Here is a 13,436-nt window from a genome sequence, read left to right on the forward strand (position 1 = left end):
AGCGCCTACTTTCAGGTGTAGTATTTACTTTTGATAAACTTCTCCAAAGCCTCTGTCCTTGATTTGGCACCCCACTTGTCATAAATCTTCCGCAAATAATTATCTACCGTTCGTTTGCTCATGAAGATCCGCTCAGCAATTTGTTCGTGCGTGGCCCCTTTAACAAGCATATTCATCATAAGTACTTCTTCCTCTTGCAGCTCACACTCTTCTCCTGCATCCGTCTCATTTAATTGCATCTGGTTGAAAAAGGACAGCGGAATCATCGTATATCCATCTAAAATGCAATAGACCATATTCTTAATCGTCCGCTCACTCGACTCCTTCGAGAGTACGCCGCTTACTTTCATTTCAATCAATTTATTATAAATGCCTGCCAGCTCGATACCTGTGAATATAACAATATGGATGTGCGGATATAGCTGCTTGAGCTGTGCGGCAACCTCTGTTCCTGTCTGATCGGGAAGCTGATAATCTAGAAATACGAGCCCTGGCTGATGCAGCTTCACGTGCTCCAAGCATTCCTTCGCATTACTAACAACGCCAATAACCTCGATACGATCTATTTCATCCAGCAACGTCTTCGTCGCCCGCGCAAATAAGGGATGGTCATCGACCACTAATGTTTTGACGATTTCACTCATGCTGACATCACTTCCTCAGTTGGTATTGTGATTAAGATTTGGGTCCCTTCACCCACTGCGGTCTCCAGTTCAAAGCTCCCGCCCACATGCAGCACACGGCTTCTCATATAGGCAAGCCCCATACCCGATGCGGCGATTTCAACAGCAACCTCTTCCTTCACATGAAAGCCTACGCCATCGTCCCGATAGCTTAGGTATAAGAATTGGCCTTCTTCCCACATATGAAAGCTGACATGAGAAGCCTGTGAATGCTTGTTAGCGTTGTTAAGTAATTCTTGCACGATCCGAAAGATATGCCGTTTGGTCGATAAATCCTTGCCTTCAATCGCGGAAATCTGCTCTGCTCGAAAGGAAACCTCGAATGGCATCGAATACGATTCCTTCTCCACGTACAACTTCAGGGTTTGCTTCAAGCCTACCTCTTTCAGCAGGTGAGGATTCAACTCAAAACAGCTTTGGCGCAAGCTGGCATTGATCATTTCTACAAAGTTGTTCATGCTGTTCAGCTGTTCACGATCCTCTTGCCGCATGGACGGTTTCTCTGCCAGGGTCGTTAATCTTCGTTTGAGGAAAAATAAGTCCTGCATCGTTGTATCATGAAGATCGGTTGCAATTCGAATCCGTTCCTCCTCCTGAAGCTCGAACATCACCTTCCGTAACCAAAGATGTTCTTCTTGCGGGAGATGGGAAACCATTTGTTGAAGCCTGCCTGTTAGCTTACGAATCAGATACACATTTTCCATCCCTACTTCCAAATAGGAGGTAATCAGCTGCAACCACTGCAACTCCTCCTTCGCGATCCGTATATTCGTCTTCTTTCGTGTCACGATGAGATAGCTCGTGTACTCCTCATGGCAGTTCATTTCCATAAATGTATAGTTTGGATGTTCCAGCATCGCAGATGAATTAACCAAACGCTGAATTTCAGCCGTATCAACTTCACCTTCGCAGATGATTTCAATATCGTTTTTATGCCGAAAAACAATGGCCCCACCTGTCACTTGCAGCGTCCCTACAATATCCACAAGGATGATATCCTTCAAATCACGAAAGCTGGATATCGTACCCAGATTTTTGGAAATCTTTTTCAAAGCAGACTTCAATATATACTTTCTCGGGAACAAATAGGGCTCTAATCTCGTCGTCCAATATTCGGCTGCATACAGCATGGTAGAGACCAAGAAGAGCGAACCCGCGAAAATAAATAAGAGTTGCTTGGGATTGGTCTCCCCATGAAAAACAACAAGAAAAGCACCCGTAAACAAAGTCACTGGCACAATCGCCAACAGGCAAGAAAAAACAATACGGCGTACAACGAGCCCAATATCGTATAACTGATCTGAAGCGATCAAGTAGGAAAACGAAATCGGAAAAATGAGCAGCAACCCGCTCGTATAAATCGGATCCAAGATCCACGCCCCGATAATTAACTGCGGAAGAAAGGATAGACAAATAATCGGCAGAAAGGAAATGAGCAAAGAGTAGAACACGCTTTTGACAATACTGGTAAGCGGTGATTGCAACTTCCTTATTTTAATGAAAAGAGTTGATAAGAGGACTAAATTTAATGAAATAACGATGATGAAGAATCCGATCGTGAACGTGCCATCAAAGCGATACACGAAGGCCATCGACGGAAAGGCATACAAGATTCTGGAAATAAAAGCCAATAAAGCAATCGTGTACAAGTATTTAAAGTGTCGTTTGGGTAACGCCATATCCCCTTTTTCTTTGAAGAACACCACAAGAAAATGTAGAAAAACAATCGGCAGCACCATCATCGAGCTGGTAATGATTACCTTCCCTATCGAGTCGCCTCGTGTAGAAGCACCCAAGCTCATGAAGATCATGGCGGCACTGAGGAAAGAGAAAGCTAGTAATCTTGCAGAAGGCGATCGACTTTCCTTCACTAGCAAGAGTACGCACATGAATAGACACACAGCTTCTTCTATGAGAGAAATGATATCGAAGACCGATGATTCACTAGCTCTCAAATCTATGGTTTCCACCACGCCAGCTCGCCAAATCACAACCGTATTCGCCTTCCCTACAACATTCCAACTTTTAACGGTAGATGATTCCTCAGTCGGCTTTCCATCGATGGCTATAACTTTATCACCACGCTGAATGCCAATACTCATGCTGTTTTCCTCAAACCTACTGACTACCCACTCCCCCTCACGAGTCGATTCCAAATAAATACCGTTATATGGAAAGTGAAAGGTAATATATGTACACCAAATCTGCAAAGCTACGATGAGCATAACGCACGAAACGACAAAAAATTTCTTCACTATTTTCAAATAGCTCTCCCCTATATTCCAATATTTTGCTATACTATTTTTTGTAAGCCAATACCCTAAAAGAGGAGCTGAATCCATGACTATTATTCAATTAAATCCAGAATTACAATCCTCCGTACATGCAGCCAAGCGTGCAGAATTGCGTAAGCAATCTGACTCCTTCATGGTAACTCAGCCGCTGTCAACAAAAGAAACAGCTGCGCTAATCAAAACTTTTACAACACCTGGGGACTTGAGACAAAAAGATGCAGACGCTCAATCTATCTACTGGTGGTAATCTAGTAGTCTTATTTTACCAAATATAAAAAAGGATTGCATATTAGCTTCAGCTAATTATACAATCCTTTTTTTATTTCGTATGCATGTCATTTGCACTACTCTTCCCCTATTCGACTTTTCTCGCTATGCCGTCCCGAATGTGACACCTAGCTCCCGAAGCCGTCTACGATACGCGATACTCAAGCGATCACACTTCAAATGCAGCTCCGTTTGCAAATCTAGTGGCAGCAGCTCCTTTCGATATGTACGTATCCGGTGCGAATCTGCCCATATCGGAATCATTCCCGATGCCCCATACTTTACGCTCAGCAGCCGCTTGAATACTTGCCGGTGAATCTTGGTATGCGGTGAGATAACGCAGTTCACCTGTCACTTTCTCTTTCCCGTCCGGTCTTATAATCCACTTCTTCGCATTACGGCCTCCATCGCTCATCGCTCCTTCTTTTTACAACTGCCTTACCCCGATTCGTAACCTCCTACCCGCTACCAGCCAATCGCCGACCCATCGCCACGCGGATCCGCCGCACCGCTCATAAAGCCTTGCTCATCAATGACAATACCCTGCGCCTGCCCCATAATGCCATCCCATGACTTCACGGGCTCCACGCGATGTCCCCATTGCTTGAGTCGTGTATATACCTCAGGTTCGAGTCGATGTTCGAGCTTCAGCGCGTCACCATCTTCCCCCCAAGTACGGCCATATACCCAACGCGGAAGTGAAATGGCTTCTTGAATCGATAAACCATAATCCAGTACCCCCGTGAGTATCGAAAGCTGTGTCTGGGGTTGACCCTCTCCTCCTTGTGTGCCGAACAGCATATAAGGCTTCCCTGCCTTACTTACCATCGCGGGCATCAAGGTATGGAACGATCTTTTGCGTGGCTCCAGTACGTTAGCGCATGCAGGATCAAGCGAGAAGAACGAGCCGCGATTTTGCATAATAATGCCTGTATCACCAGGTACGTAAGCTGCCCCGAAATCGAAATATAGACTTTGGATAAAAGATACCGAATTCCCCTCTTCATCCACAACGGCTGCATAGGCGGTATCCTGGCCAATCGCCGGCGAGAGATGCTCACTGACCTGAAGGGGATTCGCCTGAATCTCATGCCAAAGCTCCTGCGCATACGATTTTGATAACAGCCTTTCGAGCGGTATGTCTCTGAAATGCGGGTCCGTTAAATATCGGTCGCGATCTTTGAACGCCTTTTTGATCACTTCCGACATCAGATGATAGAAATTAGCCGATGCTCTAGGCACAGCTGCCATATCAATATGTTCTAACATATTCATCATCATGAGCGCTGTGAACCCTTGTGAGTTTGGCGGCATTTGATAAATTTCATAGCCACGATATGTCGTTGAAAGCAGTTCTACCCACTCGCCTGCGAAACTGCGGAAATCGTCCTCCTCCAGCAATCCGCCATCTTGCTTAACGCTATTAATAATCGTCTGCATCAACGAGCCCGTGTAGAAAACATCTCGCCCTTCTTGCTGAATCAGTCGCAGCGTTCTTGCCATGTCGGGCTGAATAAGCCGATCGCCTTCCTTCTTAAGCTCGCCGTCCCGCATATACAAAGCGCTTAGCTGCGCGGAAGCTTGAATGTACGCCTCATCCTTTCGCATCCAAAACAGCAGATTGCGTGAGATCGGAAACCCCTTATCCGCATAGCCGATGGCTGCATCCAATAGCTTCGCCCACGGGAGCTTGCCATGTTTCTCCCACACCTGCCACCAAGCATCCACCACACCCGGAACCGTGATCACGCTTAAAATGCCGCGTTGCGGAATCTTATCCATCCCTTGCGCTGTATAAAAATCAGGCGTCGCCTTCGCAGCTGACTTCCCGCTTCCATTAAACCCGGTATAAGCGCCTGTGGCGGCATCATGCATGAGGAAAAAAGCATCTCCGCCGAGCCCCGTCATATGCGGGTAAACGACACCGAGGGTCGCACTAATGGCAATTGCTGCATCGAAGGCGTTACCGCCCTGCTGTAAGATCGCGCTCCCCACGGAACTAGCCAAATAATGCGGCGTAGCAACCATGGCTCGCTCTGCTCGTGGCATGATGTTTAGCATGATGATTCCTCCCGTTTATGTGCGTATACCGCTAGCCCAGCTTGCAGCGCCTTTCCTACAGAGATATCCACACCATACCAATGCAGTGTTGCTTCCAGCGCCCCAAGGACATGAAGCACATTCTTCTGATTACAGCTAAAACCCATCGTACCGATGCGCCAAATTTGTCCTTTCAATGGACCGAAGGAGGAAGCGATTTCAATACCGAAGCTGTTCAACAGCATTGTGCGTACAGCTTCCCCATCGACTGAGCTAGGAATGCGTATACAAGTTACTACCGGCAGCTTACACAGGGGATCACCATACAGCGTCAATCCCATCGCTTGCAGCCCAGCAACCAAAGCTTCCTCGTGACGTTTATGCCGCTCGAATCGCTCTTCCAATCCCTCTTGCAGCACGATGCGCAAGCCTTCACGCAGGGCATATATCATTGTCGTCGCCTCTGTATGATGATTCAGTCGCTTCGGACTCCAATAGTCCTGCAGCTGTCCAAGATCGAAATAATTACTTGCCACGGCTTTAACCGTGGATACAGGTGAACCCTTCTCACGCAGACCACGCTCGATTGTTTTGCGGCGCAGCACCTTTGCTTCGACACGATGGTTGTACGTAATCGGTGACATGCCCGATGGAACAGATAAACACTTTTGCGTGCCGCCAATCACGGCATCCAGCAGCCATTCGTCTGTTTTCACAGGAACTCCACCAATCGTAGCTACGGCATCCACCACCAGAAGTGCATCCACTAGGCGACAAACAGCTCCTATACCATCAAAAGGCTGGATACAACCTGTTGACGTTTCTCCGTGAACCATAGCTACAATTGCAGGCTTTTCACGTTCAATAGCTGCAATAATCTCCTCAGGTTCAAACACAGAGCCCCATTCCTTCTCGATGATGATCACTTCTGCCCCGCAACGCTCCGCAATCTCTACCAGTAAATTTCCAAATCGTCCGTAAATCGGAACGAGTACTTTATCTCCGGGCTCGATGATGCTTACCAGTACAGCTTCTATACCAGAACGAGAAGTCCCGTCGATGGGAAACGCCCATTGATTACTCGTTTGAAAAACCTCGCGAAGCATCTCCATCGTTTCATTCATCAGTTCAGTGAACTCTGGATCGAACTGCCCCAGAATGGGATAGGACATCGCGCGCAGCACCCTAGGGTCAACCTCGACGGGTCCTGGGGTCATAATCGTTCGAAGTGAGGGTGATAAATCTTTATAGGTTTTCATCTGCTTTTCCCCCGTAGCCGTATTGATATAACACATGAACGAGTGTCTGGAAGCCGACAATGAGATCCTCCGGCTTCGTGAACTCTTTGGGACTATGGCTGATGCCAGCCCGACTCGGCACGAAAATCATGGCAGCCGGACAAATCAACCCGAATAGCTGAGCGTCATGTCCAGCTCCGCTTGGCATCCGGATATGCTCGTAGCCATAGTAGTCACAGGCAGCCTCAATTTCTGCCGATATCCCGCTATCCATGGCCACTGGTAAGGCATTTAAATGTTCAACCGTATCTATATGAAGATCTCTTCGTACCGCGATTTCCATGAACTTCGCCAGCAATTCCGCACGAAAAGCCTCTATCTTCCGCTCGTCAGTATGTCTAATATCTAACGTAAATTCAACTTCGCCGGGTACCACGTTCGATGTTCCACGCTTCACTTCTAAGCGTCCTACGGTAGCTACCAAAGGTTCACCCTCCGCAAGTGCCATCTGCTCGGTTAACGCGACCATTTCGGCTGTGGCGGCCAATGCATCTTTGCGCATCGTCATCGGTGTTGTTCCTGCATGATTGGGTGTACCCGTCACAACGACCGTCATTCGAATTTGCCCGACAATAGCCGTCACGACTCCGATTCGCTTCTCTTTAAACTCAAGGACTGCGCCTTGCTCGATATGAATTTCAATATATGCGCCTATATCATCACGTTTCGCTGGGTAGAGTTGGCTCTGTGAAGTTTCAAAGCCCGCCTGATCCATCGCCTCAAGCAATGTTACCCCGTCCGGATCGGCAAGTCCTGCGCCTTCAGCTAACGATATTTCCCCTGTCACATGACCAGAGCCCCAATAAGCTAAAGGGAAACGGCTACCCTCTTCCTCGCAAAAGGAGACCATCTCCAATGTCCGTTTCGGCGTCCCGTAGACAGCCTTTAAATAGCCTAGCGCCATCATGGAGGCGATGACACCATAGGCCCCATCGTATTTCCCTCCGTTTTTGACAGTATCAATATGTGAACCTGTGAGAATCGGCTTTAACGAAGAGTCCGACCCTTGTAATTTGCCGTACACATTGCCGATTTCATCAAAATCTGCCTTTAGTCCCATGCTCTGCATGTTGTCGATCAGTGCTAGTTGCGCTTTGAGCCAGGGCTCCGCATATAATAGCCGAGTCACCCCGCCTTCTGGATCGGCACCGAAGGTCGCCAGCCACTCCAATGCTAGCAGCATACGCTCTCCATATTGAGCTAGCATTTCTTCCTGTGGGTGCCATTGCATTTTAGCCATCTAGCCCGCCTCCGATCGCTGCACTGTGACGCAACCAAGCTCCAACTACATCCGTACCAACACCTACGCCTTTTTCATACACCTTAACTCCACGCAGAAAGGTAGCCTTCACACTGCAGTCGAACATTTTGCCCACATAGGGACTTTGCTTATGGCGATATAGTAAGTCACTCTCTTGCAGCGTGTAGCTCGCTGCCAAATCTACCAAAGCTAGATCCGCGTCAGCGCCTATTGCTATTTCCCCTTTGCGGGGATATAACCCGAAGCGCTTAGCTGGCTCTAGTGCTAGCATCCGTGCAAGCTCCGTTAGAGGAATCTCTCTGCGGAGATGACCTGCGTGCAGCATTAGCTCCAGCGAGCTTTGCGCCCCCGAGATGCCGCCCCATGCTGCGAAAAAATCACCCTGCTTCATGTGTTTGGGTGAAGGGGAGTGATCTGAGGCGATGATATCGAACCGCCCTGCCTTCAGCTCTTCCCACAAACGAGCTTGATCTTCCGCCGTGCGTATCGGCGGCGCGCATTTGGCAACAGGCCCGAGCCGTTCAACCTCCACATCCGTTAGCGCCAAATAATGCGGGCACGTTTCCACGGTAACGTCGAGTCCATGTGCCTTCGCCTCGGTAATGACCTGCACCGCTTCTGCGGAAGAGATATGTACGAAGTGCACCTTACAGCCTGTCTGTTTCGCATAGCCCAGTGCGCGGTTCACAGCTTCCACTTCGGCAGCAATCGGCCGTGTTGCTATGAAATCCAATGCTCTGTGTTTACCTGCTTGCATAGCCTCCGCAGCCAGCTTGGAGACGATCTCCTCGCTCTCCGCATGAAGCGCCAGCACCAAACCTAAGCGAGCAATTTCTTTCATGCCTTTGAAGAGCGTCTCATCATCCACTTCCGTGAATATGTCATCCCCCTCTCCACCCGGGCAGGACATGAAGGCTTTGAAGCCAATGACACCAGCCCCCGCAAGCGCCTCTAGCTCCCCGATATTACCGGGGACAAGTCCGCCCCACAGCGCATAATCTACGTAGGAGTTTCCTTCGGCTGCTCCGAGCTTCATCGCTAACGCACTGAGCCGAACTGTAGGCGGGACCCCATTTAGCGGCATATCGATATACGTTGTGCATCCGCCAGCTGCTAGAGAGGCAGAGCCGGTAACGAACCCTTCCCAATGGCCTAGTGCCGGTTCATTGAAATGAACATGCGCATCGATCATACCAGGAAGAATCGTTAAGCCTTCTGCATCGTAAACAGGAGTCTGCTCCGAGAACACGAGGTTTTCGCCTAATGCTGCAATTTTGCCGTCCCGTATCCCAATGTCTAGCTGTCGACACTCATCTTGCAGGACTACAGTCCCCTTGCGAACGATAAGATCCCATCGATTCATCCTACGAAACCCTCCCCCGAAGCTCTCTGTTTATTATCTTGATGCTAGCTAATCGAACTAACTACTTGAACTAACTTCCGCGATAGGTGTTATACCCCCATGGCGCAATTAATAATGGAACGTGATAATGGGAAGCGTTACTCGCAACACCGAAACGAATAGGCACCTGATCTAGAAATGCTGGCTCTGGCAACTCCACGTCCCTCTCTCTGAAGTAATCACCAACATGGAAGATGAGCTCATACATCCCAACTTTAAAATCTTCCCCACTCAGCATCGGCCCTGACAATCTGCCATCTGTATTCGTAACGTCAGTGCGAAGCAGTTCTGCCACGCCACCTTCCAGCCGAAACAAGTCAATTCTCACACCGACGGCAGGCCGTCCGCTGCTAATATCCAGAACGTGCGATGTGATCCCTACGCTCATAGGACCTCCAGATCACGCTTTGTCATCGAAAAGCCTTGGAAACCATATGGCGGCCTAGGCTCTGTAAATACCTTGCCCTCCCCAACAGAAACTTCCTCAAGAATCGTTTCCCACGTCCGGTTGTTCGACTCGAAGCGAATTTCTTTCAGTTGCGGGAAGCGCAGCAAGGAGCGTTGACCAATGCGATAGATGAGATTTTGAATCGACGGTGAATGCTGCTCATGGAATACGGTATGTGCAATGTCACGGATTTGCTCAGCGGCTACATAGTGACCTAGATCCGCATCGAAGGCATCCTCACCCGATTCATACGTCCATGTAATATCCAGAAAAATAAAGAGCGGCCGATCCGACGATTCCGGAAGCGTCGTGTATTCATCACGAACGAAACCGGCGAAAGAGCTTCCTTTAACTTTGATCAGTTTGAGATCTGCTATGCCAGCGGAGTGGTCGGCGACGACGATATCATCTTCGATGCGAACAAGCTCAACGAAAGCGGTTGGGTGTTCATTTTGTGAATAGCGATACACGAGATCTCCTGCTTGGAAGCCATTTGAACCTGGTACCGGCAATGTTTCGAATGCCACCTGATCTGCACTCATTTTGATCCCCGTCATCCAGGGATACTTCTCTAGGAAGAGCCGGCTCGCAAAAGCCAAAAACCCTTCTGCCGTAGCTCCTTCATACTCGCCTGCTTTGCGTAGGATGAAGTTTTTCATGGAGTCCGTTGCCACAACATGCGTGTTATCTCCCTCGCTAAACGATGAAAACAGCTTCTCGCCGCTCACCGCCACCTTGATGTTCATGCCGAACAGCACATTATCTCGCCCTGTGAAACCCGATTCCGGAATCAGCGTGATATTCGTCAACGGCTTGGCGTAGGAACGATAGACCCAAACATCCCCTTTTCCGTAGTACATGATTCTCTCTGCACCTTTTGCTTGTTCCATCGCTTTCTCCTCCGTCTCATTCATCACAATATCTGCCAGGCGAAAACGCCCAATCTTACGAACCTCTTGCAGTGCCGTACGCAGCTCCACTTCCGGTTCTCCCTCGATCCGAAGGCGTAGCGCCTCACGTATCGTGTCTTTGGTCTGTCCCTTCACCGCCATGATAAAAGGGAATTGGAATCGGTCTGTGTACTGTATATTTAAAGAAAGAAACTGTGCATATTCTTCAGGGGTTAGCTGGTTCAGACCGGCGCCCGACTGTTCCTGAACAGAATGGTCGGTCATTCGCACACGTGTACCTAGATCGGGATGTGCTCGAAGCAATGCCAGCTGCTCCTCTCGACTAGCTCGTTCCACCTCTTGCTCAAGGGCACTAATCATGTCTTTAATTTTGGCGAACGGCCGAGATCCCTCTGCCCGCTCTGCCACCCAAGGCGAGTGTTCAAAAAGCGGTCCAAACGCCAGAATAAACGCTTCTAGATTCATTTCATTGATTTGCTTCCGTGAATGCTTCATAGCTTCGTCACCTCGCTTTAAGCCTGAAATTCCACACATTCTTTTCCAAGATTTGTTCCATTGTAAATGCGACATCCCTATGGGTCAATTTATATGAAAGAAGTTTGTAATCTTTCATAACATCGTTAACTTTTTTTGTATTTTTGCTAAAAGAGGGGATCTGTGGGGCTCAATTGCGCTCTTCACTCCCCCTTGTTGCACAAAATACACGCCTGCAACACCAACAATCTCACCTTCATTAACCTGAAAATGAAGCCCATCCAGCACCTTGCCTCCATGGTCCGCATAGACATCGAAACCCTGAACCGTGAGCATCGGCTTACCCGTCTTGCGCGATTTCAAAGGTCCGCGGCTATCCAGTCTCTCCTTGCCCACCATCAATTGCTCCAGCTCACGAAAAGAGGCGCAAGCTTTGTGCTTAGCGCCAAAAAAGTGTGAGATTAGATTACGTTGATAAGAAAATGCCGCCATACACGAACCCTGCAAGAATCACAAAAGCAGGGTGAATCTTCCGCATTTGAATCAAATAAAAGGCCGCCGCTGCGATCCCAAAAAACTGCAAATATCCGATCGCTTTCGTCGATTCCACCAAGCTGCTCCACGTGACCAGCACCATCATAATCGCAATAACGGGCTGCACCAGCAGCGTCATGCCTTTAATCACAGGGGATTGCTTGTATTTCTGTAATATGTTCAGCAAAATGATCAGCGCAATAATGGACGGAATGACCGTTGCCGCCACGGCAATAAGGACACCGACCCAGCCGCCGATTTGGTAGCCGACATAAGCGGCGATCTTGGTCGCAATCGGTCCTGGCAATGCGTTCCCCAGCGCTAACATATTCGAGAACTCACTGCTGTTCATCCAGCTGTGATTCGTCACAATCTCTTGAAACATCAGCGGAATGGAAGAGGGCCCACCGCCATAGCCAAACACATTGGCAAGAAAAAAACTAACAAATAATTGCCACCACTCCATCATACGCCATCACCTTCACCAAGCGCTTTCTTGCTCTTCGTCCACTTGTCCTTTAGCTTGTGATGGAAAGCTCCATACAGGAGGAACATGAATATCACGATAGCAGGATGCACCGATAAAGGCTGTAGTAACAGAAACGCTATGATGAAACAAGTTACCCCTGCCGGCCAGCCTAGTCCTTTGATTGCCTTTTCGCCGAACTCATACGCCATCACGCCTAACATGACCGCGACAATCGGCACAACCGCTGCTATCATCCCCTTGATCACATGCGACGTACTAAAAAACGTGATAAACGAATACAACCCCACCATCGCTACACACGTAGGCAAAATATGAGCCAAAAGACCAATTAGCGCTCCCCGGCTCCCTTTGAGCCGGTACCCCAAATAACCCGCCAGCTTCGTCGCGATCGGTCCAGGCAGAGTATTTGCGATCGCGAGCACCTCCATGAACTCTTCATCCTTCATCCACTTAAAACGCGTCACCGCTTCATATCGAATTAATGGCACGATCGATGGCCCGCCGCCATATCCCAAAATCCCCGTCCGAAACATCGCCGTCCCTATCTGAACATAGGCGTTCTCCACTATGTATCACTCCCAATCCATTGTTGTTTCACTTAAGAAGTCAACTAAGCTTTATTGTATTATAAAATGAAGCCATTATTAGGATTCTTCATATATTTTTGTGAAAATAACAAAGTTTTTTAGAAATCTTGGGACTTGGCTTGAAGCCCTTTACCCGATGGGGTTCAAATGGAGACTTCTGCAGACATTAGATGTAGGTTTTCCATTAAAATCAATTTTTCGGGACAAATCACAGAAAATAACTGTAGTTAATGCAGTTAATGGTTAAAGAGGCTAACCCTTAGTCCGGTGAGTAGTAGGATAAATGCGAAAAAAGAGCCTTACCTGGAATACTCCAAGTGAGGCTCTTTCAGTTGTTTGGCAACGTTCTACTCTCCCAGAACCCTGCGGTTCAAGTACCATCGACGCTGGAGGGCTTAACGGTCGTGTTCGAGATGGGAACGCGTGGGTCCCCTCCGCCATCATCACCAAACAGTCAAAGCGTTTGTTTGCGCCTTGAAAACTAGATACGAAACTTCAACGTAAAGTAATATTCTTAGGAATTTTGGTTAAGCCCTCGACCGATTAGTATTCGTCAGCTGCATACGTTGCCGCACTTCCACCTCGAACCTATCAACCTCGTCGTCTACAAGGGGTCTTACATACTGGGAAATCTCATCTTGAGGGGGGCTTCGCGCTTAGATGCTTTCAGCGCTTATCCCCTCCGTACATAGCTACCCAGCGATGCCTCTGGCGAGACAACTGGTACACCAGCGGTACGTCCATCCC

General features: G+C 48.5%; 13 protein-coding genes, 2 rRNA genes and 1 pseudogene. 1 reads left to right on the forward strand and 15 read right to left on the reverse strand.

What is annotated here, in order from left to right; all coding sequences use genetic code 11:
• Nucleotides 1-11 precede the first annotated feature (11 nt).
• On the reverse strand, nucleotides 12-644 hold the full coding sequence (locus AC1DVJ_RS13760; protein WP_477591536.1) for a response regulator: 633 nt from the start codon (nucleotides 642-644) through the stop codon (nucleotides 12-14).
• Nucleotides 641-2,785, reverse strand: a complete 2,145-nt coding sequence (locus AC1DVJ_RS13765; RefSeq protein ID WP_477591538.1) for an ATP-binding protein — start codon at nucleotides 2,783-2,785, stop codon at nucleotides 641-643. The genes AC1DVJ_RS13760 and AC1DVJ_RS13765 overlap by 4 nt, the downstream gene beginning before the upstream one ends.
• Nucleotides 2,786-3,023: 238 nt before the next feature.
• Here AC1DVJ_RS13765 and AC1DVJ_RS13770 point away from each other — a divergent pair, with 238 nt between their 5' ends.
• Complete coding sequence (locus AC1DVJ_RS13770) at nucleotides 3,024-3,224, forward strand: hypothetical protein (protein WP_477591540.1); 201 nt, start codon at nucleotides 3,024-3,026, stop codon at nucleotides 3,222-3,224.
• 125 nt (nucleotides 3,225-3,349) lie between these two features.
• Here the strand turns inward: AC1DVJ_RS13770 and AC1DVJ_RS13775 are convergent.
• From AC1DVJ_RS13775 to AC1DVJ_RS13835, 13 genes and pseudogenes are all read right to left on the reverse strand, one after another.
• A pseudogene (locus AC1DVJ_RS13775) lies at nucleotides 3,350-3,460 on the reverse strand (aromatic ring-hydroxylating dioxygenase subunit alpha); the annotation flags it as partial.
• Nucleotides 3,414-3,659, reverse strand: a complete 246-nt coding sequence (locus AC1DVJ_RS13780) for a hypothetical protein (protein ID WP_477591565.1) — start codon at nucleotides 3,657-3,659, stop codon at nucleotides 3,414-3,416. The gene AC1DVJ_RS13780 and the pseudogene AC1DVJ_RS13775, both read right to left, overlap by 47 nt.
• A 50-nt stretch (nucleotides 3,660-3,709) precedes the next feature.
• Entirely contained in the window at nucleotides 3,710-5,305 is a 1,596-nt protein-coding gene (ggt, locus tag AC1DVJ_RS13785) for a gamma-glutamyltransferase (protein ID WP_477591541.1), read from the reverse strand.
• Complete coding sequence (locus tag AC1DVJ_RS13790) at nucleotides 5,299-6,543, reverse strand: pyridoxal-phosphate-dependent aminotransferase family protein (RefSeq protein WP_477591543.1); 1,245 nt, start codon at nucleotides 6,541-6,543, stop codon at nucleotides 5,299-5,301. Before AC1DVJ_RS13790 ends, ggt begins: the two co-directional genes overlap by 7 nt.
• The gene (locus AC1DVJ_RS13795; RefSeq protein ID WP_477591545.1) at nucleotides 6,530-7,822 is read right to left on the reverse strand and encodes a hydantoinase/carbamoylase family amidase; all 1,293 of its coding nucleotides are present in this window, start codon (nucleotides 7,820-7,822) and stop codon (nucleotides 6,530-6,532) included. The genes AC1DVJ_RS13790 and AC1DVJ_RS13795 overlap by 14 nt, the downstream gene beginning before the upstream one ends.
• Nucleotides 7,815-9,206, reverse strand: a complete 1,392-nt coding sequence (gene allB, locus AC1DVJ_RS13800) for an allantoinase AllB (RefSeq protein ID WP_477591547.1) — start codon at nucleotides 9,204-9,206, stop codon at nucleotides 7,815-7,817. The genes AC1DVJ_RS13795 and allB overlap by 8 nt, the downstream gene beginning before the upstream one ends.
• Before the next feature lie 70 nt (nucleotides 9,207-9,276).
• Entirely contained in the window at nucleotides 9,277-9,633 is a 357-nt protein-coding gene (uraH, locus tag AC1DVJ_RS13805; protein ID WP_477591548.1) for a hydroxyisourate hydrolase, read from the reverse strand.
• Complete coding sequence (gene pucL, locus AC1DVJ_RS13810; RefSeq protein WP_477591550.1) at nucleotides 9,630-11,099, reverse strand: factor-independent urate hydroxylase; 1,470 nt, start codon at nucleotides 11,097-11,099, stop codon at nucleotides 9,630-9,632. The genes uraH and pucL overlap by 4 nt, the downstream gene beginning before the upstream one ends.
• A gap of 114 nt (nucleotides 11,100-11,213) precedes the next feature.
• Nucleotides 11,214-11,570, reverse strand: coding sequence for a hypothetical protein (locus AC1DVJ_RS13815; RefSeq protein ID WP_477591551.1), 357 nt, complete (start codon nucleotides 11,568-11,570; stop codon nucleotides 11,214-11,216).
• A complete protein-coding gene (locus AC1DVJ_RS13820) occupies nucleotides 11,545-12,081 on the reverse strand; it encodes a chromate transporter (RefSeq protein WP_477591553.1) in 537 nt (178 codons plus the stop codon). The genes AC1DVJ_RS13815 and AC1DVJ_RS13820 overlap by 26 nt, the downstream gene beginning before the upstream one ends.
• On the reverse strand, nucleotides 12,078-12,668 hold the full coding sequence (locus AC1DVJ_RS13825) for a chromate transporter (protein ID WP_477591555.1): 591 nt from the start codon (nucleotides 12,666-12,668) through the stop codon (nucleotides 12,078-12,080). Before AC1DVJ_RS13825 ends, AC1DVJ_RS13820 begins: the two co-directional genes overlap by 4 nt.
• Before the next feature lie 355 nt (nucleotides 12,669-13,023).
• Nucleotides 13,024-13,140 (reverse strand): 5S ribosomal RNA (gene rrf / locus AC1DVJ_RS13830).
• A gap of 72 nt (nucleotides 13,141-13,212) precedes the next feature.
• Nucleotides 13,213-13,436: ribosomal RNA gene (locus AC1DVJ_RS13835) — 23S ribosomal RNA — on the reverse strand; the annotation flags it as partial.

This window comes from Paenibacillus sp. P4_A9, assembly GCF_056402415.1.